General features: G+C 62.6%; 18 protein-coding genes. 14 read left to right on the forward strand and 4 right to left on the reverse strand.

Features of this window, described 5'->3' with window-relative positions; translation table 11 throughout:
- Positions 1-239: 239 nt before the first annotated feature.
- Positions 240-668 carry a DUF4952 domain-containing protein gene (locus GV818_RS02215; RefSeq protein ID WP_161758545.1) on the reverse strand — a complete coding sequence of 143 codons (429 nt, stop codon included), beginning with the start codon at positions 666-668 and terminating at the stop codon, positions 240-242.
- 313 nt (positions 669-981) lie between these two features.
- Between GV818_RS02215 and GV818_RS02220 the strand changes: the two genes are divergently transcribed.
- Together GV818_RS02220 and aac(6') are read left to right on the forward strand one after the other, a co-directional pair.
- Entirely contained in the window at positions 982-1245 is a 264-nt protein-coding gene (locus GV818_RS02220; RefSeq protein ID WP_161758546.1) for a hypothetical protein, read from the forward strand.
- Positions 1246-1310: 65 nt separating this feature from the next.
- The gene (aac(6'), locus tag GV818_RS02225) at positions 1311-1757 is read left to right on the forward strand and encodes an aminoglycoside 6'-N-acetyltransferase (protein WP_161758547.1); all 447 of its coding nucleotides are present in this window, start codon (positions 1311-1313) and stop codon (positions 1755-1757) included.
- Here aac(6') and GV818_RS02230 read toward each other — a convergent pair whose 3' ends face one another.
- Together GV818_RS02230 and GV818_RS02235 are read right to left on the reverse strand one after the other, a co-directional pair.
- The gene (locus GV818_RS02230) at positions 1758-2861 is read right to left on the reverse strand and encodes a GlxA family transcriptional regulator (protein WP_011063935.1); all 1104 of its coding nucleotides are present in this window, start codon (positions 2859-2861) and stop codon (positions 1758-1760) included.
- 458 nt (positions 2862-3319) lie between these two features.
- Positions 3320-4696 (reverse strand): L-serine ammonia-lyase, encoded by a 1377-nt coding sequence (locus tag GV818_RS02235; protein ID WP_161758548.1) that lies wholly within the window; start codon positions 4694-4696, stop codon positions 3320-3322.
- Between the two features lie 426 nt (positions 4697-5122).
- Here GV818_RS02235 and GV818_RS02240 point away from each other — a divergent pair, with 426 nt between their 5' ends.
- The 3 genes from GV818_RS02240 to choV all read left to right on the forward strand — a co-directional run bounded on the left by GV818_RS02240 (position 5123) and on the right by choV (position 8173).
- A complete protein-coding gene (locus GV818_RS02240; RefSeq protein WP_161758549.1) occupies positions 5123-6079 on the forward strand; it encodes a choline ABC transporter substrate-binding protein in 957 nt (318 codons plus the stop codon).
- A 73-nt stretch (positions 6080-6152) separates the two neighbouring features.
- Positions 6153-6998, forward strand: coding sequence for a choline ABC transporter permease subunit (gene choW / locus GV818_RS02245; RefSeq protein ID WP_161758550.1), 846 nt, complete (start codon positions 6153-6155; stop codon positions 6996-6998).
- Positions 6995-8173 (forward strand): choline ABC transporter ATP-binding protein, encoded by a 1179-nt coding sequence (gene choV / locus GV818_RS02250; protein ID WP_161758551.1) that lies wholly within the window; start codon positions 6995-6997, stop codon positions 8171-8173. The genes choW and choV overlap by 4 nt, the downstream gene beginning before the upstream one ends.
- Positions 8174-8360: 187 nt before the next feature.
- Here choV and GV818_RS02255 read toward each other — a convergent pair whose 3' ends face one another.
- Complete coding sequence (locus GV818_RS02255; RefSeq protein ID WP_368668933.1) at positions 8361-10301, reverse strand: BCCT family transporter; 1941 nt, start codon at positions 10299-10301, stop codon at positions 8361-8363.
- A gap of 487 nt (positions 10302-10788) precedes the next feature.
- Between GV818_RS02255 and betI the strand changes: the two genes are divergently transcribed.
- The 9 genes from betI to yccS all read left to right on the forward strand — a co-directional run bounded on the left by betI (position 10789) and on the right by yccS (position 24720).
- Positions 10789-11382 carry a transcriptional regulator BetI gene (gene betI, locus GV818_RS02260; protein WP_161758553.1) on the forward strand — a complete coding sequence of 198 codons (594 nt, stop codon included), beginning with the start codon at positions 10789-10791 and terminating at the stop codon, positions 11380-11382.
- A gap of 107 nt (positions 11383-11489) precedes the next feature.
- Positions 11490-12962, forward strand: coding sequence for a betaine-aldehyde dehydrogenase (gene betB / locus GV818_RS02265; protein WP_161758554.1), 1473 nt, complete (start codon positions 11490-11492; stop codon positions 12960-12962).
- 128 nt (positions 12963-13090) lie between these two features.
- Complete coding sequence (gene betA / locus GV818_RS02270; protein ID WP_161758555.1) at positions 13091-14794, forward strand: choline dehydrogenase; 1704 nt, start codon at positions 13091-13093, stop codon at positions 14792-14794.
- Positions 14795-15077: 283 nt separating this feature from the next.
- Positions 15078-16520 (forward strand): TldD/PmbA family protein, encoded by a 1443-nt coding sequence (locus tag GV818_RS02275; protein WP_161758556.1) that lies wholly within the window; start codon positions 15078-15080, stop codon positions 16518-16520.
- Positions 16520-17857 (forward strand): TldD/PmbA family protein, encoded by a 1338-nt coding sequence (locus tag GV818_RS02280; RefSeq protein WP_161758557.1) that lies wholly within the window; start codon positions 16520-16522, stop codon positions 17855-17857. Before GV818_RS02275 ends, GV818_RS02280 begins: the two co-directional genes overlap by 1 nt.
- Positions 17858-17975: 118 nt before the next feature.
- Complete coding sequence (mdtD, locus tag GV818_RS02285) at positions 17976-19403, forward strand: multidrug transporter subunit MdtD (RefSeq protein ID WP_161758558.1); 1428 nt, start codon at positions 17976-17978, stop codon at positions 19401-19403.
- Between the two features lie 243 nt (positions 19404-19646).
- The gene (dbpA, locus tag GV818_RS02290; protein ID WP_256667581.1) at positions 19647-20984 is read left to right on the forward strand and encodes an ATP-dependent RNA helicase DbpA; all 1338 of its coding nucleotides are present in this window, start codon (positions 19647-19649) and stop codon (positions 20982-20984) included.
- A gap of 128 nt (positions 20985-21112) precedes the next feature.
- Positions 21113-22291 carry an NAD(P)/FAD-dependent oxidoreductase gene (locus tag GV818_RS02295; RefSeq protein WP_161775737.1) on the forward strand — a complete coding sequence of 393 codons (1179 nt, stop codon included), beginning with the start codon at positions 21113-21115 and terminating at the stop codon, positions 22289-22291.
- Positions 22292-22533: 242 nt separating this feature from the next.
- Entirely contained in the window at positions 22534-24720 is a 2187-nt protein-coding gene (gene yccS, locus GV818_RS02300; RefSeq protein WP_161775738.1) for a YccS family putative transporter, read from the forward strand.
- The last annotated feature ends 31 nt before the right edge of the window (positions 24721-24751 follow it).

The following is a 24751-nucleotide window of genomic DNA, read 5'->3' on the forward strand; positions in this document are numbered from 1 at the left end:
CCCCCGGCTCCCCCGTAGGAGCCGGCTTGCCGGCGAAACTTGCCGGCGAGCCTTCCACAGGCAAAAAAAAGCCCCGATCAAGCCGTGACAGGATCGAGGCAGGGACTACTTCTGAGGAGCAGCGGTGAGAAGGTGACCAAACCCACACGACGCCAGCTGCTTGCAGTCTGCCCACTCTGCCTTGCTGCGAGTTAGCCGAAAACGACCTGCCCATAGGTATTAAGGCCACTGGTACGCCTTCAAATCTCCTCGGTGTACAGCACCACCGTCACATAGAAATAGCCGATCTTGTCCCACTCCAGCCGCTGGTTATAGGGCGTCTCTTCAGAGCCCATGCCGAACTGATACTGACGGCCGGTGGCTTTGTCTCTATAGGAGATGAACCCCGCCGTTTCCCAGCCACAGCAGACAAACTTCAGCTCGCCCTCCAAGCCCATTTCCTGCTGCAGATACCGCTCGACCTCGTGGGCATCCTTACCTTTGACTCTGTAGCTGGCGGTCAGCGGTGCCCCCTGATGCTTCGGCTCCGACTCACAGCGGAAAAACTCCAGGGACTTCGGGGGATCGGCCATGGCCCGCAGGAAATCGGCGCACTCGGGGGATGCCGAAACCGCGCTGGAAAACATCCAGAACCAACAGGCCAAACACACTCTGAACATCACTTTCATCGACTACAGCTCCATGTTTTCCGCCCCAGCGGCCATCCTGCCAAACATCCACCGCGTGCGCAGTGTGTCCTTGAGCGACAGGACCGCTCATTGCCTACCCTTATGCAAGCCCGAGCCATCACAAGCAAGCCCCGCGAGACTGAATAGCACAGCCTTTTCCAAGCGCGCTGGCAACCGGCTATTTACCATCGAGTTAGCCGAAAACGACCTGTTCATAGGTAAACAGGCCATCGCGACAATCTACCCTTGCCGCCGCCGGGATGGCCTACCAGAATCGACTGACGACCACGCTCCCTGAATAAGGATAAGAGTCATGATGCATGCGGATTTGATTGATCAGGACGACCTGCTGGGACAACTCCGGGCCCTGGGTTTCGAGATGCCCGCAGGCGCCAGTGCCGAGCAGGCCTGTGAATGTGCGGTACGCGGCTTGAGTGATGCGCGGGCCAAGGCGCTCAAGGGCATGGTGGAGCAGATGCTCACCGGCAACGCGACGATTCTTCCGGCAGTGCGCCAGGCTATAGACCGCCAGTTGCTACCGGCCCTGGCCGAGCACCTGCAGCAAAAACGCGCGTGAATTTCCCTGGATCCTGAACGGATTGCTAGAGTGCGCCGATCTCCGGCAAACACAGGCAAGCGCTCATGATCCGCATTCAAACCGGCTTATCCGCCGAACCATCCGGCTGGCTGCAATTGCGCCAGGGCCTGTGGCCCGACTGTCCGCCAGACGAGCACCGGGCCGAAATCCAGCAGATGCTGGCCGAGCCCCAGCGCTACGGCTGCTGGCTGGCCTTTGCCGAGAGCGGTGAGGTCATCGGCCTGGCCGAGGCGGCGTTGCGTCACGACTATGTCAACGGAACCGACAGCTCGCCGGTGGTATTTCTCGAAGGGATCTATGTAGCACCCGAGCACCGGCGCCGGGGCGTTGCCCAGCAACTGATCGAGCAGGTCAGCCAGTGGGGACGACAGTCGGGATGTGTGGAGATCGCGTCAGACACCGGCCTGGATAATCTGCTCAGCCAGAATCTGCACCACGCGCTGGGCTTCGAAGAAACCGAACGCGTGGTGTATTTCAAAAAACGTCTTTGACTACAGACGCACGCTGGCGAAGGTCGACTCGTTGCGCGCCTGGCTCAGGGCCGACAGCGGGCCGGACAACGGCGCCAGGACCATGGCCTGCGGCAGCGGCATCATCGCCACCTGCTGGGTGGTGTTGGAGCCGATACGCTCATCCCGCGGCGGAATGCCGAAGTACTCGCGGTAGCACTTGGAAAAGTGCGGTGTAGAGACGAAACCACAGACCGAAGCCACTTCGATGATCGACATCGGTGTCTGCTTGAGCAGTTGCCGGGCGCGGATCAAGCGCAGTTTGAGGTAGTAGCGCGATGGCGAGCAATGCAGGTACTTCTGGAACAGGCGCTCCAGTTGACGACGCGACACTGCGACATACACCGCCAGTTCGTCGAGATCGATCGGCTCTTCGAGGTTGGCCTCCATCAGCGCAACGATCTCTTGCAGCTTGGGCTGGTTGGTACCGAGCATGTGCTTGAGCGGAACACGCTGGTGATCCTGCTCATTGCGGATGCGCTCGTAGACGAACATTTCCGAGATCGCCGCCGACAGTTCACGGCCGTGATCACGGCTGATCAGGTGCAGCATCATGTCCAGCGGCGCAGTGCCGCCGGAGCTGGTGAAACGGTTGCGATCGAGGGTGAACAGGCGGGTGCTCATGGCCACCCGAGGAAAAGCTTCCTGCATCGACGCCAGGCATTCCCAGTGCACGCTGCAATCGAAACCGTCCAGCAGGCCGGCACAGGCCAGGGCCCAGCTGCCGGTGCACACGGCGCCCAGGCGCCGGGACTGGCGGGCCTGACTCTGCAGCCATGAGACATGTTCACGGGTCACGGTGCGCTGGATGCCGATGCCACCGCAGACGATCACGGTGTCCAGGCTAGGGGCTTTGTGCATGGCGGCGTCGGGGGTGATTTGCAGACCGTCACTGGCCCAGACCTGCCCGCCATCGACGCTGAGGGTAGTCCAGCGATACAGCTCGCGGCCGGACAGTTGGTTGGCCATGCGCAGGGGTTCGACTGCGGAGGCCAGGGAAATCAGCGTGAAATTGTCCAGCAGCAGAAAGCCGATGGATTGAGGCGCACGGTTCTGGGGTTGGGCCCCGGAGTTGAACGACGTCATCGCGATATCTCCTCACACAAAGCGGGTGATGGCCTCAGGCGGAGGCTCTTTTTATGTGCCCTGCTGCTCAACAGAGGCGGGCTTGAGATTCACAGAGCAATTGCCATGCCTAAAGTTGAATGGGCATTCAATAACTCCTGAAAACGACGTCGCGACGTGTCTACATAGCCCTTGTCAATGTGCGGATTAGAAGCGCTCGAGAAACCTGGCCACCGGCGGGGGTTGCAGCTGTGAGCAGTTAGGTAGCACTTGCGCGAGCGCTGTATCGCGCCTTGCATGGCAAGTGTCACTCCAAGCACAGCCGGCCGACGAACGCGAACGCTCGTCGGCCGCCATAACAACTTGTCTATTCACGACGCGCTAAAAGGTGGCGCGCCCTCGATTCGTGAACAATTTGAGCGCGTGCGCCTCTGTCGAAGCCAACTCGTCGGCACCCGGTGCCTATCCCCTGCGCGCACTCAACACTCGACGGCACTCACCGCCAACCCGCCGCGAGAGGTCTCTTTGTACTTGTCGTGCATATCCGCCCCGGTATCACGCATGGTGCGTATGACCCGGTCCAGGGAAATGAAGTGCTGGCCATCACCGCGCAAGGCCATCTGTGCGGCATTGATCGCCTTGACCGCGGCAATCGCGTTGCGCTCGATGCAGGGCACCTGGACCAGCCCGCCCACCGGATCACAGGTCAGGCCGAGGTTATGTTCCAGGCCGATTTCCGCCGCGTTGCACAACTGCGCAGGCGTCGCCCCCAGAATCTCCGCCAACCCGGCCGCCGCCATGGCGCAGGCCGAGCCCACCTCCCCCTGGCAGCCCACTTCGGCGCCGGAGATCGAAGCGTTCTTCTTGCACAAGATGCCGATCGCTGCCGCACCCAGGAAAAAGTCCACCACGTTGGCGTCGGTCACTTCCTCGCTGAACTTCATGAAGTAATGCAGCACCGCCGGAATGATCCCGGCCGCGCCATTGGTGGGGGCAGTTACCATGCGGCCGCCGGCGGCGTTTTCCTCGTTCACCGCCAGGGCGAACAGGTTGACCCACTCCATGGCGCTCAAGGTCGAGCCGATCACATTGGGCTTGTTCAACTCCTGCAGGCTGCGGTGCAGCTTGGCCGCACGCCGCCGCACATTGAGCCCGCCGGGCAGGATGCCTTCGTGCTTGAGCCCCTGTTCGACGCAATCCTGCATGGCCCGCCAGAGCGTCATCAGCGTGTCGCGGATTTCCTCCTCAGGGCGCCAGACCTTCTCGTTGGCCAGCATCAGTTCGGCGACCCGCAGGTTGTGCTCCTGACACAGGCTGAGCAATTGCGCCGCACTGGAAAAGTCGTAAGGCAGTTCGCTGCGATCCAGGTCCGCCACGCCACTGCTGGCCTGGGCCTGGTCGACGACAAAACCGCCGCCCACCGAATAGTAGGTATCGCGGTGCAACTCACCGCCCTCGCCTTCCACTACCAGGGTCATGGCGTTGGGGTGAAAGGGCAGGTTTTCATCCACCAGGCGCATGTCCCGGGACCAGATGAAAGCCACCGGCAGGCGACCGTCCAGCAACAGAGTGTCGGTTTCCCGCAGCCGCTCGATGCGGGTGCCGATCAACGAAGGATCGATCGCGTCCGGCCACTCCCCCATCAACCCCATGATCACCGCGTTGTCGCTGCCGTGGCCGATGCCGGTGGCGGACAGCGAACCGAAGAGTTGCACCTCGACCCGCCGTACCTGTTCCAGCAGGTGTTTTTCCTTCAATGCCTGGACGAACAACGCCGCTGCGCGCATGGGCCCGACGGTGTGGGAACTGGAGGGACCGATGCCGATCTTGAACAAGTCGAAAACACTGATAGCCATTACTGCAAAACCCCTCGTTGAGCACAGTCCAGACGCCAAAAACGCCCGCTGACGGAGCTGCTACGCTCAAGCTGCAATCCGCCGAGAAGGGCGCATCATCAGGCTTTTAACGAGTCCCACGACGTCTGACACCGACCCACTCATGCCCACTAACGCCGCCAGGCGCAACGCTCGAGTTTTGGGCGCTTTTGCGGCTCAGATGCAGGAAAAATTGCAGAAAAACACTGTAAGCGACCTCACCGACACTGGATGCGACCCTCCCTGTACTGGATACGACGCACCCTGTAGGCGACAGATTTTCACTGGTACATGATCAGTCTCGACTCGATTGCAAGGCACGGTGGTAGAGCTGTTCCCGACACACCAACCGCCACACTTATAAGCGCGGTCCAAACGCCGCCAGAAAAACATCCAGGAGTCTCCCCGATGAAAGGTTCCCCGTCGTTGTTGTTGGCCGCCACGCTGAGTCTGCCGCTTCTGGCACAAGCTGCAGAACCGGCGCAATGCAGCACCGTAAACTTCTCCGATGTCGGCTGGACCGACATCACCGTGACCACCGCCACCACCAGCGTCGTGCTCAACGCCCTGGGCTACAAGACCAAGACCACGATGATTTCCGTGCCGGTGACCTACAAGTCCCTGGCCGACGGCAAGAACATGGACATCTTCCTCGGCAACTGGATGCCGACCATGGAAAACGACATCAAGCAGTACCGTGATGCCGGCACCGTGGAAACCGTGCGCGCCAACCTGGAGAACGCCAAGTACACCCTGGCAGTGCCTGAGGCGCTGTACGACAAGGGCCTGAAAGACTTCTCCGACCTGGTCAAGTTCAAGAAGGAACTGGACGGCAAGATCTATGGCATCGAGCCGGGCAACGACGGCAACCGCACCATCCAGACGATGATCGACAAGAACGCCTTCGGCCTCAAGGACGCCGGCTTCAAGGTAGTGGAATCCAGTGAGGCGGGCATGCTTTCGCAAGTCGAACGCGCCCAGCGCCGCGACACCGCGGTGGTGTTCCTGGGCTGGGAACCGCACCCGATGAACACCCGTTTCAAGATGAAGTACCTGACCGGGGGTGACGAGTTCTTCGGCCCCAACTTCGGCCAGGCGACCATCTACACCAACACCCGCAAGGGCTACACCAGCGAATGCAGCAACGTCGGCCAGTTGCTGAAGAACCTGTCGTTCACCCTGAACATGGAAAGCTCCCTGATGGGTAACGTTCTGGACGACAAGATGAAGCCTGACGCGGCCGCCAAGGCCTGGCTGAAGAACAACCCACAGGTGCTCGATACATGGCTCGCTGGCGTGACCACCATTGACGGTAAACCCGGCCTTGCAGCCGTGAAAGCCAAGCTTGAGCAGGCCTCTAATTAATAAGTAGCGCGCTTACGCCGGGTGGGTTCGCCCGCCCGGGCTGTTTTTTCCTTGCATGCGGACGTTCAATACCATGCTGACTGATCAGAAAATCCCCTTGGGCCAGTACATCGCAGCTTTCGTAGAGTGGTTGACGAAGCACGGCGCCTACATCTTCGACGCGATCGCTACCACCCTGGAAACCATGATCCACGGCGTGACGTTCGCGCTGACCTGGTTCAACCCCCTGGCCCTGATCGGCCTGATCGCCCTGCTCGCGCACTTGATCCAGCGCAAATGGGGCCTGACTGTATTTGTCGTGCTGTCGTTCCTGCTGATCCTCAACCTGGGGTACTGGCAGGAAACCATGGAAACCCTGGCCCAGGTCCTGTTCGCCACCCTGGTCTGCGTGGTCATCGGCGTGCCCCTGGGGATCGTCGCCGCCCACAAGCCGCTGTTCTATACGATGATGCGTCCAGTGCTCGACCTGATGCAGACCGTACCCACTTTCGTCTACCTGATCCCGACCCTGACCCTGTTCGGCCTGGGCGTGGTGCCCGGGTTGATTTCCACCGTAGTGTTCGCCATCGCGGCACCGATTCGCCTGACCTACCTGGGCATTCGCGATGTTCCACAAGAGTTGATGGATGCCGGCAAAGCCTTTGGCTGCTCGCGCCGTCAGTTGTTGTCGCGCATTGAACTGCCCCACGCCATGCCGAGCATCGCCGCCGGTATCACCCAGTGCATCATGCTGTCGCTGTCGATGGTGGTGATCGCCGCCCTGGTGGGCGCCGATGGCCTGGGCAAGCCGGTGGTCAACGCACTCAACACTGCCGATATTGCATTGGGTTTTGAAGCCGGCCTGGCGATCGTCCTGCTGGCGATCATGCTCGACCGCATCTGCAAGCAACCTGAAGCCAAAGTAGGAGGTGACGCATGAGCATTATCCGCTTCGACAAGGTCGACGTGATTTTCTCCAAGGACCCGCGCGAGGCGCTCAAGCTGCTGGACCAGGGCATGACCCGCAACGAGATCCTGAAGAAGACCGGGCAGATCGTTGGCGTGGAAAACGCCAGCCTGGATGTCGAGAAGGGCGAGATCTGCGTGCTGATGGGCCTCTCAGGCTCCGGCAAGTCGAGCTTGCTGCGCTGCATCAACGGCCTCAACACCGTGAGCCGCGGCAAGCTGTTCGTCGAGCACGAAGGCAAGCAGATCGACATTGCCTCTTGCAGCCCCGCCGAACTGAAAATGATGCGCACCCAGCGCATCGCCATGGTGTTCCAGAAGTTCGCCCTGATGCCCTGGCTGACGGTGCGGGAAAACATCAGCTTCGGCCTGGAGATGCAGGGCCGGCCGGAAAAGGAACGGCGCAAGCTGGTGGATGAGAAGCTTGAGCTGGTGGGCCTGACCCAGTGGCGCAACAAGAAACCCGACGAGCTTTCCGGCGGCATGCAGCAACGTGTGGGCCTGGCCCGCGCCCTGGCGATGGACGCAGATATCCTGCTGATGGACGAACCCTTCTCGGCCCTCGACCCACTGATCCGCCAAGGCCTGCAGGACGAGTTGCTGGAGCTGCAACGCAAGCTGAGCAAGACCATCGTGTTCGTCAGCCACGACCTGGACGAGGCCCTGAAGCTCGGCAGCCGCATCGCCATCATGAAAGACGGCAGGATCATCCAGTACAGCAAACCGGAAGAGATCGTCCTCAACCCGGCCGACGACTATGTACGCACCTTCGTCGCCCACACCAACCCGTTGAACGTGCTCTGCGGGCGCAGCCTGATGCGCACCCTGGACAACTGCAAGCGGGTCAACGGTTCGGTATGCCTGGACCCGGGCGGCGACTCCTGGCTGGACCTGGCGGAAGGCAACACCATCAAGGGCGCGCGGCGCAATGGCTCGCAGATGGACCTGCAGAACTGGATTCCGGGGCAAGCGGTGGAGGAGCTGGGACGGCGCCCGACCCTGGTGGATTCCAACATCGGCATGCGCGACGCCCTGCAGATCCGCTACCAGACCGGCAACAAACTGGTGCTCCACGACAACCAGAAGGTGGTGGGAATTCTCGGCGACAGCGAGCTCTACCACGCCCTGCTCGGCAAGAACCTGGGTTAAGCAGCAGACACAAAAACGCCGCGAGCAATCGCGGCGTTTTGCTTTAACGACACACCACCTTCTGTAGGAGCTGGCTTGCCAGCGAAGAGGCCCTGAAGCCTTGCAGCACCCTTGAGGGCGCCGTCGCCGGCAAGCCGGCTCCTACATCCGGTGGAGCCGCTCCATCGGGAGCGGCCCGTGACTTCACTCAGCTATAGACACGGCCAAGGAGCTGCCGATGGCTTTCGAACTGATCGAGCACATCTCGGGTGATCTGCTCCTGGGTGAAGCCCATCAGGTCGTATTCCTGGCTGCCGTTGTGCAGGTACACCTCGGCGCGGTAATAGCGCGTACGCTCTTCCTCAGCCTCGGTCGACTCGCTCGGCGTGGCCAGGTAGCCGTCCAGGCTCACTTCGTAGACAAAAGGGTTGCCCTCTTCCATCTCGATCCGCACGCCCATGCAGTGCTTGGACTTGCCGAGCAAGGTCTGCACGTCCAGGCCTTGGGTACGCAGCAGCACTGCAGCTTCTTCCAGGGCCGGAGTGACCTTTTTATCCATGAAGCGCTGGACCACCGACTGCGTCGGTTGCAGATCGAGGGCGGTCAGGCGCTCGCTGAAACCACGACGCCCGCGTTCAGCCAGTTGCGCCTGCTCCTGTTCGATCTGCACGTCCTGGCGCATGGCCTTGTGCAAGCCGAACATAAAGAACACCAGCACCACCGAGAACGGCAGCCCCGCCAGCACCACCATGGTTTGCATGGCTTCGAAGTTGCCGGCAAAGAGCAGACCGATGGTCACCAGGGTGATCACCACCGACCAGAAGATCCGCAGCCAGTGCGGCGCGTCTTCGTCAACGTTGCCGCCCTTGCAGGACAGGTTGGCCATCATCACCGCGCCAGAGTCGGCCGGGGTCAGGAACAGCACGAAGCCGACGAAAATCGACACACCGATCACAATCTTCGACGCTGGGTAATGCTCAAGCAGTTGGTAGATGGCCATGGACGGCTGCTCGAGTGCCGTCTTGCCAAGTTCCACCGCCCCATGGTTCATCACCAGGTCCAGTGCCGAGTTACCGAAGATCGACAGCCAGGCCAACGTGAAGCCCAGGGGAATCAGCAGCACGCCCGCCACCAGTTCGCGCACGGTGCGGCCACGGGAAATACGCGCGATGAACATGCCCACGAATGGTGCCCAGGAAATCCACCAGGCCCAGTAGAACAGGGTCCACAGGCCCAACCAGCGGTCAGACTTGGCGCTGTCGCCTTCGTACACATAAAGGTCGAAGGTCTTCAGCACTACACCGTTGAGGTAGTCGCCGATGTTCTGCACAAAGCCGTTAAGCAGGTGCAAGGTCGGGCCAAACAGCAGCACGAAAATCAGCAGGCCGCTGAACAGCACGATGTTCAGGTTGGACAGGCGGCGAATGCCGTTCTCCACGCCGGAAACCGCAGCGATGGTCGCCACCGTGCTCATGACGATGATCACGATCAGCAGGTTGGTGTTGCTGTGTTCCATGCCGAACAGGTTTTCCAGACCGGAAGACACCTGCATCGAGCCGATGCCCAGGTTGGTCACCAGGCCCAGCAGGGTCACGAACATGCCAAAGCCATCCACCGCGTGACCGGCCGCGCCTTTCACCCAACGCTCGCCCACCAGCGGGTACAGCGCCGAACGCAGGGCCAGTGGCTGGTTATGCCGATAGGCAAAGTAGGCTACCGCCAGGCCGACCAAGGCATAAATCGCCCAGCCGTGCAGACCCCAGTGCAGGAATGTCAGCTGCACCGCCTGACGCGCCGCCAGGTTGCTGCCGGCCACGCCTTCGGGCGGGTTGAAGTAGTGGTCCAGGGGCTCGGACGCGCCGAAGTACAGCAGCGAGATACCGATACCGGAGGAAAACAGCATGCCGGCCCAAGCGCCGTAGCTGAAGTCCGGGGTGTCATCCTTGCTGCCCAGCTTGAGCTTGCCGTAGGAAGAGAATGCCAGGCCCACCACGAACACCAGGTAGGCGGCGATCACCACCATGTAGTACCAGCCGAAGCTGCGGGACAACCAGGCCTGGGCGATACCCAGCAATCTGCCGGCCTCTTGCGGGGCGATGATCAGAATGCTGGTCAACAACAGGATCAGCGCGGTCGAGGTGTAGAACACCCAACCGTTGACCCGCACCTTTTCCGGTGGGGTCTTTATAAGAGAGGCAGAACTCATTGCACAGATGCTCCAGGCAGTGCGAGAGAAGGACACAAGGCAACACGGCACTCGACCAATCGGTTAGTTGGCAGCCGATCGTCGGGTGATATAAAGACACCCCGAAAAAACCCGAAACCGCAAAACTCGCGTGGCGTAGCCGCATCGAAGGTTGGTCGCGAAACTGCAGCTCATCGCCTGGCCCCCAGAGCATCCTGCCCCTTCAACACGTCCGTTCTCTTGCCGGTCCACGCCATGCCACATGTAAGCTTTGGGATTATTTCGGAGGTCGTTTTCCCGCCATCTACGGGTAGGGAAAACTTCCCAGGTAGCGACGATTTGTCGCAGATCTTATTCTTTGTTGATTGAACGTTCAATCAAAACAAAATAGACTGGCCCACAAGTCGACAGGCGTATGACGCCCATCGACAGGCCTAAGGAGAGGTAGCAGATGCCCAAGGTCGGTATGCAACCCATACGCCGCCAGCAATTGATCGAAGCCACGCTGCAAGCGGTCGATCAGGTCGGAATGGGGGACGCCAGCATTGCGCTGATCGCCCGTTTGGCCGGTGTCTCGAACGGCATCATCAGTCACTACTTTCAGGACAAGAACGGCCTGATTGCCGCGACCATGCGGTACCTGATGAATGTCCTGATAGAGAACGTCACCGAGCGCCGTCAGGCGCTGACAGATGACAGCCCGCGGGCACATCTGCAGGTGATCATCGAAGGCAACTTCGACGCCAGCCAGGTCAATGGACCGGCAATGAAAACCTGGCTGGCCTTCTGGGCCACCAGCATGCACCACCCGTCATTGCACAGGTTGCAGCGGATCAACGATCACCGCCTTTATTCCAACCTGTGTTGCCAGTTCCGCCGCGTCTTGGCGCTGGATGAAGCACGCAGCGCAGCCCGCGGTCTGGCAGCCCTGATCGACGGTTTGTGGTTGCGCGGCGCGCTGTCGGGAGACGCTTTCGACACCGAGCAGGCGCAACAGATCGCTTACGAATACATGGATTTCCAACTGGCTAAGCAGGAGCGCTAGAGCACAACTAAAGACGCTCGGCCCCTGACGCCACTGATCAGTGCGCCCCGAACTTCAGGGCGCCTGCAGTGGTCAAGCCAACTACTTAATGCACTTGCGAGGACACTATGGCCCGTTTCGAACTGCAAAAACTCTACATCGATGGCGGCTACACCGACGCCGGCAGCGACGTCACTTTCGATGCCATCAACCCGGCCAATGGTGAAGTTCTCGCACAAGTGCAACGTGCGACCAAGGAAGACGTTGAACGCGCCGTGGTCAGCGCTGAAAAAGGCCAGAAGATCTGGGCCGCGATGACCGCCATGGAGCGTTCGCGCATCCTGCGTCGCGCTGTGGAAATCCTCCGCGAGCGCAACGACGAGCTGGCCGCCCTGGAGACTCTGGACACCGGCAAGTCGTACTCCGAGACGCGCTATGTCGACATCGTTACCGGCGCCGACGTGCTGGAATACTACGCTGGCCTGGTCCCGGCCATCGAAGGCGAGCAGATCCCGCTGCGCACCACTTCCTTCGTCTACACCCGTCGCGAGCCGCTGGGCGTGGTTGCCGGTATCGGCGCGTGGAACTACCCGATCCAGATCGCCCTGTGGAAATCCGCACCGGCCCTGGCCGCTGGCAACGCAATGATCTTCAAACCGAGTGAAGTGACTTCGCTGACCACCCTGAAACTGGCCGAGATCTACACCGAAGCCGGCCTGCCGGACGGCGTGTTCAACGTCCTGACCGGCAGCGGCCGTGAAGTCGGCACCTGGCTGACCGAACACCCGCGCATCGAGAAGATCTCCTTCACCGGCGGCACCGATACCGGCAAGAAAGTCATGGCCAGCGCCTCCAGCTCTTCGCTGAAAGACGTGACCATGGAACTGGGTGGCAAGTCGCCGCTGATCATTTTCGACGACGCCGACCTCGATCGCGCCGCCGACACCGCGATGATGGCCAACTTCTACAGCTCCGGTCAGGTCTGCACCAACGGTACTCGGGTGTTCGTACCGAGCCACCTGAAAGCCGCTTTCGAAGCCAAGATCGCCGAGCGCGTTGCCCGCATCCGCATCGGCAACCCGGAAGACGAAAACACCAACTTCGGCCCATTGGTGAGCTTCGCCCACATGGAAAGCGTGCTGGGCTACATCGCCAAGGGTAAAGAAGAAGGTGCCCGCGTCCTCTGCGGCGGCGAGCGCCTGACCGACGGCGAATTCGCCAAAGGCGCTTTCGTGGCACCAACCGTGTTCACTGACTGCACCGACGAGATGACCATCGTTCGTGAAGAAATCTTCGGCCCGGTGATGGCGATCCTCACCTACGAGACCGAAGAAGAAGTGATCCGTCGCGCCAACGACACCGACTTCGGCCTGGCTGCCGGCCTGGTCACCAAGGACCTGAACCGCGCCCACCGCGTCATCCATCAACTGGAAGCCGGTATCTGCTGGATCAACGCCTGGGGCGAGTCCGACGCCAAGATGCCGGTCGGCGGCTACAAGCAATCGGGCGTGGGCCGTGAGAACGGCATCAGCTCGCTGAACAACTTCACCCGCATCAAGTCGGTGCAAGTTGAACTGGGCGACTACGCCTCGGTGTTCTAAGCAGCTGTAAGCGGCAAGCAAAGGCCAAGGCTTTGCTTGCCGCCCTGCTCCCCCCATTCACGCCAAGCCCGCTTCGCTGCTTCCTGCAGCTTGAAGCTTGAGGCTTGCAGCTCTCCACGGAGGCTCTAATGGCCCAAGAATTCGATTACATCATCATCGGTGCCGGCTCCGCCGGTAACACCCTGGCGACCCGTCTGACTGAAGACGCTGGCGTCACCGTCCTGCTGCTGGAAGCCGGCGGCCCGGACTACCGCTTCGACTTCCGTACCCAGATGCCGGCGGCACTGGCGTACCCGCTGCAAGGCCGTCGCTACAACTGGGCCTATGAAACCGATGCCGAGCCACACATGGACGGCCGCCGTATGGAATGCGGTCGCGGCAAGGGCCTGGGTGGTTCGTCGCTGATCAACGGCATGTGCTACATCCGCGGCAACGCCATGGACTACGACGGCTGGGCCAAGCTGCCTGGCCTGGAAGACTGGACCTACCTGGATTGCCTGCCGTATTTCCGCAAGGCGGAAACCCGCGACATCGGCGCCAACGACTACCACGGTGGCGACGGCCCGGTCAGCGTGACCACGCCTAAAGCTGGCAACAACCCGTTGTTCCACGCCATGGTCGAAGCCGGCGTGCAAGCCGGTTACCCGCGTACCGAAGACCTCAACGGCTACCAGCAGGAAGGCTTCGGTCCGATGGACCGTACCGTCACCCCTAAAGGTCGTCGCGCCAGCACCGCCCGCGGTTACCTGGACGTGGCCAAGCAGCGCTCGACCCTGACCATCGTCACCCACGCGCTGAGCGACAAGATTCTCTTTGAAGGCAAGCGCGCCGTCGGCGTCAGCTACCTGCAAGGCAGCACCGAAGAGCGCGTGGAAGCTCGTGCCCGCAAGGAAGTCCTGGTGTGCAGCGGCGCGATCGCTTCGCCACAACTGCTGCAACGCTCCGGCGTCGGCCCGGCCAAACTCCTGGAAAGCCTCGAAATCCCGGTGGTCCACGACCTGCCGGGCGTCGGCGAGAACCTCCAGGACCACCTGGAGCTGTACCTGCAATACGCCTGCACCCAGCCTGTCTCGCTGTACCCATCGCTGCTGTGGTGGAACCAGCCGGCCATTGGTGCCGAGTGGCTGCTCAAGGGCACCGGCATCGGCGCCAGCAACCAGTTCGAAGCGGGCGGTTTCATCCGTACTCGCGAAGAATTCGAATGGCCGAACATCCAGTACCACTTCCTGCCGGTAGCGATTAACTACAACGGCAGCAACGGAGTGAAAGAGCACGGTTTCCAGGCACACATGGGCTCCATGCGTTCGCCAAGCCGTGGCCGCGTGCAGGCCAAGTCCAAGGACCCACGCCAGCACCCGAGCATCCTCTTCAACTACATGGCCACCGAGCAGGACTGGCAGGAATTCCGCGACGGCATCCGCCTGACCCGTGAAATCATGCAGCAGCCGGCCCTGGACGCCTACCGTGGTCGCGAGATCAGCCCGGGCATCGAGATGCAGACCGATGAACAACTGGACACGTTCATCCGCGAGCACGCCGAGACCGCGTTCCACCCATCCTGCTCGTGCAAGATGGGCACCGACGACATGGCCGTAGTGGATGGCCAGGGTCGCGTGCACGGCATGCAAGGCCTGCGTGTGGTGGATGCCTCGATCATGCCGATCATCACCACCGGCAACCTCAACGCGCCGACGATCATGATGGCCGAGAAAATCGCCGACAAGATCCGTGGCCGTCAGCCGCTGCCTCGCAGCAAGGCCGACTACTACGTAGCGGGCGACGCCCCGGTGCGTGGCAAGCCGATGCGTGAAGTGGGTCCGACCGCGCAGTAAGCGATGTTGGCGCCGACCGCAACGGTCGGCGCCATTTACCCACCTGTATTCTTATTCTGCTGCACTGGCGCCACTGCCTTTTCTCCCGCTCCTCAGCGCATCATCCCGTTTCAGGGATTGCGTCCTTGATCGCAGCCTTCGGCAGCGGCTACAGTTCTGCAACCTGCCCCACCCCCTTTGCATCACGGACTTTATCCCGAGCCCACCGCCGCCTATACCTGTAGGAGCCGGTTTGCTGGCGATAAGGCCCGCGAGCCGCCCGCTTTTCACAAGGAGGTCCTCCATGTTCGACTTTCACCCCCAGCTCAAGCAGCGCTTCGCTGCCTTGCGCACGGGCGCCGAATTCTTTTCCCTGCGCTATGTACGCGAGTCGGACCAGTACCTGTCGGTGCGCAAGAATATCGCCGAACCGCCGAGCCTGGGCCGTGACGAAGGCGCGATGCTGACAGTACGGGTGCGCGGCGTGGAAGCCTACGCGGCCACCAACGACCTGTCGCAAAGCGGCCTGCAAGCGGCCCTGGATCGGGCCGAACAACAGGCCCGGGTGATTGCCGCCCACGCCCTGCTGGACCTGCGCGAACAGCCGGTGTCCAGCCATCGTGCAGACTATCTTTCGCCAAACCTGGACCAGCCCTTCCCGTCCCTCAGCGACTGCTATCAACTGCTGGGCGACGAGTCGGCCTCGGTGCCCAAGGACGAGCGCCTGGTGAACTGGCAGGTAGGCATCGGCGTCACCCAGGTCGAGCAGATCTACCTCAACAGCGCCGGCGCCGAGCTGCGCCAGGCACAACGCTTCGTCTACCCGGGCCTGGACGTCACCGCCTACGACGGCAACGACAGCCAGACCCGCAGCCTGGGCCGGGAGAACTTCGGTCAACAGGGCGCTGGCGACGTGATCAACCGCTGCGGCTTGCTGGGAGCAGCACCACGAGTTGCCGATCAGGCCCTGCAATTGCTCTTGGCACCGAACACCCCGCAAGGCCCCCGGGACCTGCTGTTGACCCCGGACCAGATGATGCTGCAGATCCACGAGTCCATCGGCCACCCCCTGGAGCTGGATCGGATTCTCGGTGACGAGCGCAACTACGCCGGTACCAGCTTCGTCAAACAGGAAGACTTCGGCCACCTGCAATACGGCTCGTCCCTGCTCAACGTGACCTTCGACCCGGAAATCCCCGAGGAGCTGGCCAGCTATGGCCATGACGACGACGGCACGGCCGCGCGCAAGCAGTTCCTGATTCGCGAGGGCCTGTTGGTACGCCCCCTGGGTGGCGCCCTGTCGCAATACCGCAGTGGCCTCGACGGCGTTGCCAACAGCCGCGCCAGCAGCTGGAATCGCGCACCGATCGACCGCATGGCCAACCTCAATATCGAACCCGGCGATCAGCCCCTGGAACAACTGATCGGCCAGATCGAGCACGGCATCCTGATGTCCACCAACCGCTCCTGGTCCATCGACGATGCCCGCAACAAGTTCCAGTTTGGTTGCGAGTGGGGCCAGTTGATCGAGAACGGCGAACTCAAGGGCGTGGTCAAGAACCCCAACTACCGGGGGATTTCCGCACAGTTCTGGCGCAACCTCAGCGCCGTCGGCGATCGCAGCACCTTCCAGGTGCTGGGCACGCCCAACTGTGGCAAGGGCGAACCCAACCAGGTGATCCGCGTCGGCCATGCTTCGCCGGCCTGCGTGTTCAGCAAGATTGACGTATTTGGAGGAGACGCCTGATGACCAGGACAATGAATCAGGCCGAGCAGTTCAAGGTGCTGGTGCAGTGGCTGAAGGACGCGCTCAAGGAGTCGGAGCAGTTCACCCTGAGCTATGCCGCCGAGTCCTCGGAGTTCATCCGCTTCAACCACGCCAAGGTGCGCCAGGCCGGCCAGGTGCAACAGGCCAGCCTGCACTTCAAGCTGATCGAAGACGGTCGCCATGCCGATCTGAGCATCACGTTGAGCAACGACCCCGACGTTGATCGCCAGCGCCTGGCCGAAGGCCTGCAACAACTGCGCGAGACCCTGCCACTGCTGCCGGCGGACCCGTACCTGATGCTCAACCACACCGGCTGGCATTCCCATCACGTGCAGGAACACCCGCTGCCGGGTAGCGAGCAGGTGGTGGAGGAAATCGGCCGCGCCGGTGCCGGCCTGGATCTGGTAGGCATCTACGCTGCCGGCCCCATCAGCCGTGGTTTTGCCAGCTCCGACGGGGCCTTCGGCTGGCATCAGGCCAATAGCTTCAACTTCGACTTCAGCCTGTTCCACGCCAACGGCGAGGCGGTGAAAGCCAGCTACGCCGGACACGCCTGGAACAGCGAGCAATTCGCCCAGCGCTTCGACCAGGCGCGCCAGCAACTGGAGTTCCTCGGACGGCCGCTGCGCACCCTGGCGCCAGGGCAGTATCGCGCCTACCTGGCACCGGCGGCCCTGGAAGAGATCATGGGCATGCTGGCCTGGGGCGGCTTCTCGGCCCAGTCCATCGCCAGCAAGCACAGCCCGCTGCAGAAGCTCTATGCCGGCGATAGCAGCCTCAGCCCGCTGGTGTCCCTGGACGAGCAGGTCAGCGGCTCCCTGAGCCCGGCGTTCTCCGATGAAGGCTACCCGCGCAGCGATCTGGCGCTGATCAGCCAGGGCGCCGCCAATGCCCAGTTGATCAACTCCCGCAGCGCCGTCGAATATGGCCTGACCACCAACGGCGCTGGCAGCGGCGAATACCCCAGCGCGCTGAACATGCTGGCGGGCCAGCTGTCCCAACAGGAGATTCTCAAGCAGTTGGGCACCGGCCTGTACATCAGCAACCTGTGGTACCTGAACTACTCGGACCTGCCGGCGGCGCGCCTGACCGGCATGACCCGCTTCGCCACCTTCTGGGTGGAGAACGGCGAGATCCAGGCACCGGTGAGCACCATGCGCTTCGACGACAGCGTCTACAGCTTGCTGGGTTCACAACTGGAGGCCCTGACCGAACAGCGAGAGCTTCTGCTGTCGGCCAGTACCTACGGCCAGCGCCAGACCGCTTCGATGCATCTGCCCGGAGCACTGGTCAGCCGCCTGACCCTGACCCTGTAGGAACTGCCCGCAAAGCTGTAGGAGCTGGCTTGCCAGCGAACGATGCAACGCCCCGGCCCGAATGCAGCGCGTCCTTCGCCGGCAAGCCGGCTCCTACCTGAACTGACATCGAGGTCCCATGCCCGAACGCCCGCCTCTTGACGCCACCACCGCCCGCTGGGTGCCCTGGGTAGTGGCCATCGCCTTCTTCATGCAATCCCTGGACGGCACCATCCTCAATACGGCGTTGCCGGCCATGGCCAAGGACCTTGCGGAAGATCCGCTGCGCATGCAGGGGGTGATCATCGCCTACATGCTCACCGTAGCCCTGCTGATCCCCGCCTCGGGCTGGATCGCCGACCGCTTCGGCACCAAGAAGATCTTCTTTGGCGCCATCTTGCTGTTCAGCATCGGCTCCTTGCTGTGCGCCCTCTCCAATTCCCTGGGCATGCTCAACGGCGCACGGGTGATCCAGGGCCTGGGCGGGGCCCTGATGCTGCCGGTGGGCCGGCTGGTTGTGCTGCGCGCCTACCCGCGCTCGGAACTGGTGCGGATCATGGGATTCATCACCATCCCCGGGCTGCTGGGTCCGCTGATCGGCCCGACCATGGGCGGCTGGATGGTGCAGTACCTGACCTGGCACTGGATCTTCCTGATCAACCTGCCAGTGGGCGCCGTTGGCTGCTACGCGGTGTGGCGCTTTATTCCCGACCTGCGCGGCAGCGAGCGCACACGCTTCGATAGCCTGGGCTTTTTGCTGTTCGGCGCAGCGATGGTGCTGATCACCATCGCCATGGAAGGCCTGGGCGAGTTGCACCTGCCCCACCTGCGGGTGATGCTGCTGCTGTTCGGCGGGATGGCGTGCCTGGCGGCCTACTGGCTGCGCGCCGGGCATATCGACAACCCGCTGTTCGCGCCGTCGCTGTTCAAGGTGCGAACCTTTGCCGTGGGCATCCTCGGCAACCTGTTCGCCCGTTTGGGCAGCGGCGCCTTGCCGTTCCTGGTGCCCTTGCTGCTGCAGGTGGCCCTGGGTTATTCGCCGTCCCAGGCCGGCATGAGCATGCTGCCCCTGGCCGCCGCGGCGATGCTGGCCAAATCCATTGCCCGGCCGCTGATCGAGCGCCTGGGCTATCGCATTGTGCTCACCGGCAACACCCTGGCCCTGGGCCTGATGCTGGCAAGCATGGGGCTGGTCAGCGAACAGACGCCCTACCCGCTGCTGCTGTGCATGCTGGCGGTGCTGGGGGCGATCAACTCGCTGCAGTTCACGGCGATGAATACCGTGACCCTGATCGACCTCGACGATGCCGCCGCCAGCAGCGGCAACAGCCTGCTGTCGGTGGTAGCGCAGTTGTCCCTGAGCCTGGGGGTGGCCTGTGCCGGTGCGTTGCTCGGCGGCTTTACCGCGGGAGTGGGTAACGACGGGGTGGATACGGTGCTGGGCGCCTTCCAGCTGACCTTCCTCACCGTGGGCATCATGGCGATGCTGGCGGCGGCGATCTTCCTCCAGCTATCACCCACCGACGGCCGCCGAGCGCGCAAGGTCGAGGAACACATCGAACACTGAACCCACACACCTCCCCCGTAGGAGCCGGCTTGCCGGCGAAGAGACCCTTGAGCCCTGTGCAAACCTTGCGGCCGCCTTCGCTGGCAAGCCAGCGCCTATCCAGAACCGCCCCTGTGCGGTTGCTCGTCCAGAATTTGCAGGTTGAGGGAGCGGGACTGATACACTGCGCGACATTTTGTTTTGCAGGCCAGTCCCGTGACCACCATTGCCACCGCTTTTAATACTTTGCCCCTGTCTCCCGCCATGCTGGCTAACCTCGACTCCCTCGGTTATGCCCAGATGACGCCGATCCAGGCGCAGAGCTTGCCGGTGATCCTCAAGGGCATGGACCTGATCGCCCAGGCCAAGACCGGCAGCGGCAAGACCGCCGCCTTCGGCATCGGCCTGCTGAACCCGATCAACCCGCGCTACTTCGGTTGCCAGGCGCTGGTGATCTGCCCGACCCGCGAGCTTGCCGACCAGGTGGCCAAGGAAATCCGTCGCCTGGCCCGCGCCGAAGACAACATCAAGGTCCTGACCCTGTGCGGCGGCGTGTCCTTCGGCCCGCAGATCGCCTCCCTGGAGCACGGCGCGCACATTATCGTCGGCACCCCGGGGCGCCTGTCCCAGCACCTGCGCAAGGGTTCGCTGAAACTCGACGGCCTCAACACGCTGATCCTCGACGAAGCCGACCGCATGCTCGACATGGGTTTCTACGACCCGATCGAGGAAATCATCGCCTACACCCCGGAACGCCGGCAGACCCTGCTGTTCTCCGCCACCTACCCGGTGGGCATCAAGCAGTTGGCGTCGAAGTTCATGCGCGACCCGCAGCAGGTCAAGGCCGAAGCCTTCCATGCTGACAGCCAGATCGAGCAGCGCTTCTACGAGATCTCGCCGGAAGAGCGGATGGACGCCGTGACCAAGGTCCTGGCGCATTTCCGCCCACAATCCTGCGTGGCTTTTTGCTTCACCAAGCAGCAGGTACAGGAAACCGTCGACCACCTGACCGGCAAAGGCATTTCCGCTGTCGGCCTGCACGGCGACCTGGAGCAGCGTGACCGTGACCAGGTCCTGGCGATGTTCGCCAACCGCAGCACCTCGGTGCTGGTGGCTACTGACGTTGCCGCCCGCGGCCTGGACATCGACGCCCTGGACATGGTGATCAACGTCGAGCTGGCACGGGATTCGGAAATCCACATCCACCGCGTCGGCCGTACCGGTCGTGCCGGTGAGAAAGGCATCGCCATCAGCCTGGTCTCGCCGTCCGAGGCCCATCGCGCCCAGGCCATCGAGCAGCTGCAGAAAGCCCCGTTGAACTGGGAACAGATCGACAGCCTGAAAGCCCAGGGCGGCGGTCCGCTGCTGCCAGCCATGAGCACCCTGTGCATTGGCGCCGGACGCAAGGACAAGGTGCGTCCAGGGGACATCCTCGGCGCCCTGACCGGCGAAGCCGGCATTCCCGGCACCCAGGTTGGCAAGATCGCGATCTTCGACTTCCAGGCCTACGTGGCCGTGGACCGCAGCATCGCCAAGCAGGCCCTGCAACGCCTCAACGACGGCAAGATCAAGGGCCGCTCCCTGCGCGTGCGGATTCTCTGATCCTCTGTAGCTGCGGCCGGGCGGCTTTCCGCTCGCCAGCGAACAACCATGCTGCGGTCTGCCAGACAGACCGCGGCGCTCCCTTTGCTGGCAAGCCAGCTCCTGCAGTTTCCTGAGAGGACAACGTTTTGCGCTCTACCGAAGTCGTGATCATTGGCGCTGGCGCCGCAGGCCTGATGTGCGCCCTGACCGCCGCTGGTCGTGGGCGCCAGGTGCTGCTGCTGGACCACGCCAACAAGGCCGGCAAGAAGATCCTCATGTCCGGCGGCGGCCGCTGCAACTTCACCAATATGTACACCGAGCCGAGCAACTTCCTCTCGCAAAACCCACACTTCTGCAAGTCGGCCCTGGCCCGCTATACCCAGTGGGACTTCATTGGCATGGTGGCCAAGCACGGCGTGCCCTACCACGAGAAGAAACTCGGCCAGCTGTTCTGCGATAACAAATCCAGCGACATCCTCGGCATGCTGCTCGACGAATGCGACCAGGTGGGCGTCGAGTTGCGCCTGGACACCTCGATCCAGCAGATCGAGAAACTCGAGTCCGGCTACCTGCTGCAAACCACCCTTGGCCAGGTGCAGTGCCAATCCCTGGTGATCGCCACCGGCGGCCTGTCGATCCCGACCCTGGGCGCCACCGGCTTCGGCTACCAGGTGGCCAGGCAGTTCGGCCATGAACTGCTGCCGACCCGCGCCGGCCTGGTGCCCTTCACCATCACCGACCAGCTCAAAGAGCTGTGCGGCGAGTTGTCGGGAACCTCGGTGGACTGCCTGGTGAGCTGCAACGAGCAGAGTTTCCGCGAGAACATCCTGTTTACCCACCGCGGCCTCAGCGGCCCGGCGATCCTGCAGATTTCCTCCTACTGGCAGCCCGGCGACAGCGTCGAGATCAACCTGCTGCCGGACCACGACGCCCTGGACTGGCTGCAACAGCAGCAAGCCGAGCGCCCCAACAGCGAACTCAAGACCCTGCTGGGTGAGATCTTTACCAAGAAGATGGCCGGGCTCCTGGCCGACCATTGGTTCGTCTCCAAGCCGATGAAGCAGTACACCCCGGCAGAGCTGGCGGACGTGGCAGGCAAACTCGGCAGTTGGCAACTGGTGCCGGCGGGCACTGAGGGTTACCGCACCGCCGAAGTGACCCTGGGCGGCGTCGATACCCGTGAAGTCTCCTCCAAGACCATGGAATCGCTGAAAAGCCCGGGGCTGTACTTCATTGGTGAAGTGCTGGACGTCAGCGGCCACCTGGGCGGTTTCAACTTCCAGTGGGCCTGGGCCTCGGGTTACGCGGCGGCGCAGTACGCCTGAGACCTTTTCTGAGCTGTCGCTGTAGCCACGGCCAAAGGCAGCAATAGGCCCACAGAATCTCCGGTCGCTGCGCGCTTCGGCTCGATCGCAACCGGCGCCAGCGACGACAGGGAAACCTCGGCAGCAGGCTTGGTTTCAGGCCGGCGGGAACGAATTTTGCTCAAGGATGTGACGGCGGCATTGCGCCGTCGTCAATACTGGCTCAATTTAGCTGCATTGCCCCGGAAGGCCTGCCCCACTCCATGTCATCGACCTCTCTTCGCCATTCCCTGCGCCGTCTCTGGGCACTGGATAAATTCAGCTACAGCGTACGGGTGTTCATCGCTCTGACCGGCAGCATGGCGCTGTGCTGGTACCAGGATGAAATGGCCCTGCTGATCCCGCTGTTCCTCGGCATCATCGCCAGCGCCCTGGCGGAAACCGACGACAGCTGGCAAGGCCGGCTGAACTCCCTGGCGGTGACCCTGGTGTGTTTCAGCATCGCCGCGCTGTCGGTGGAACTGCTGTTCCCCTACCCCTGGATCTTCGCCATCGCCCTGGCCCTGGCCAGTTTTGGCCTGACCATGCTCGGAGCCCTGGGCGAACGCTACGGCGCCATCGCCTCGGCGACCCTGATTCTTTCGGTCTACACCATGATCGGCGTCGACCAGCGCGGCGGCGCGGTGATCGACTTCTGGCATGAACCGCTGCTGCTGGTAGCCGGCGCCGCCTGGTACGGCCTGCTGTCGGTGCTGTGGCAGGCGCTGTTCTCCAACCAGCCGGTGCAACAGAGCCTGGCCCGGCTGTTCCGCGAACTGGGCTACTACCTCAAGCTCAAGTCGTCGCTGTTCGAACCGATCCGCCAGTTGGATGTGGAAGCCCGACGCCTGGAACTGGCCCAGCAAAATGGCAAGGTGGTGGCGGCTCTCAACGCGGCCAAGGAAATAATCCTGCACCGGGTCGGCAACGGGCGACCGGGGTCGAAGGTCAGCCGCTACCTGAAGCTGTACTTCCTCGCTCAGGACATCCACGAACGCGCCAGTTCGTCCCACTACCCGTACAACGCCCTGGCCGATGCCTTCTTCCACAGCGACGTGCTGTTCCGCTGCCAGCGCCTGCTGCGCCAGCAGGGCAAGGCCTGCCGCGCCCTGGCAGAATCCATCCAGCTGCGCCAACCATTCGTCTATGACGCCAGCTTCGCCGAAGCCCTGAGCGACCTGCATGCCTCCCTGGAACACCTGCGCATCCAGAGCAACCCGGCCTGGCGCGGACTGCTGCGCTCGCTGCGCGCCCTGGCCGCCAACCTCGGCACCCTCGACCGGCTGCTCAGCGACGCCAGCAACCCCGACGCCCTGGCCGACGCCACCGACAGCAGCCTGCTGGACCGCTCGCCACGCAACCTCAAGGATGTCTGGACGCGCCTGCGCACCCAGCTGACGCCGACCTCGTTGCTGTTCCGTCACGCACTGCGCCTGCCCCTGGCACTGAGCATCGGCTACGGCATGGTGCACTTGATCCACCCGTCCCAGGGCTATTGGATCATCCTCACCACGCTGTTCGTCTGCCAGCCCAACTACGGTGCTACCCGGCGCAAACTGGGACAGCGGATCATCGGCACCGCCATTGGCCTGACCATCGCCTGGGCGCTGTTCGACCTGTTCCCCAGCCCGCTGGTGCAGTCGCTGTTCGCCATTGCCGCCGGGGTGGTGTTCTTTACCAACCGCACCACCCGCTACACCCTGGCCACCGCCGCCATCACCCTGATGGTGCTGTTCTGCTTCAACCAGGTGGGCGATGGTTACGGACTGTTCCTGCCACGGCTGTTCGATACCTTGCTGGGCAGCCTGATCGCCGGGCTCGCGGTGTTCCTGTTCCTGCCGGATTGGCAAGGCCGGCGCCTGAACAAGGTGCTGGCCAACACCCTGACCTGCAACAGCATCTACCTGCGCCAGATCATGCAGCAGTACGCCGCCGGCAAGAGCGACGACCTGGCCTACCGCCTGGCCCGGCGCAACGCCCACAACGCCGATGCCGCACTGTCCACCACCCTGGCCAACATGCTCATGGAGCCGGGGCACTTCCGTAAGGAGGCAGACGTGGGCTTCCGCTTCCTGGTGCTGTCCCACACCCTGCTCAGCTATCTTTCGGGACTCGGCGCACACCGGGAAACCCAACTGCCGAGCGAGGTCCGCGAGCAACTGATCGAGGGGGCCGGGGGCAGCCTGGCGGCGAGTATCGACGAGATCGCCCAGGGCCTGGCCAACAAGACCCCGATTGCGATCCAGAGCGATGCCGAGGAGGCGCTGGCCAATGAACTGGAGCAGATGCCCGACGAGATCGACGAAGGCCAGCGCCTGGTGCAAACCCAATTGGGGCTGATCTGCCGCCAGCTGGGCCCGCTACGGACCCTGGCGGCGCATTTGATCAAGGACACCAGCAGCGCTGAATAACCGTAGGAGCCGGCTTGCCGGCGAAAGGGGC

The organism is Pseudomonas sp. Fl4BN1 (assembly GCF_009908285.1).
Taxonomy (GTDB): domain Bacteria; phylum Pseudomonadota; class Gammaproteobacteria; order Pseudomonadales; family Pseudomonadaceae; genus Aquipseudomonas.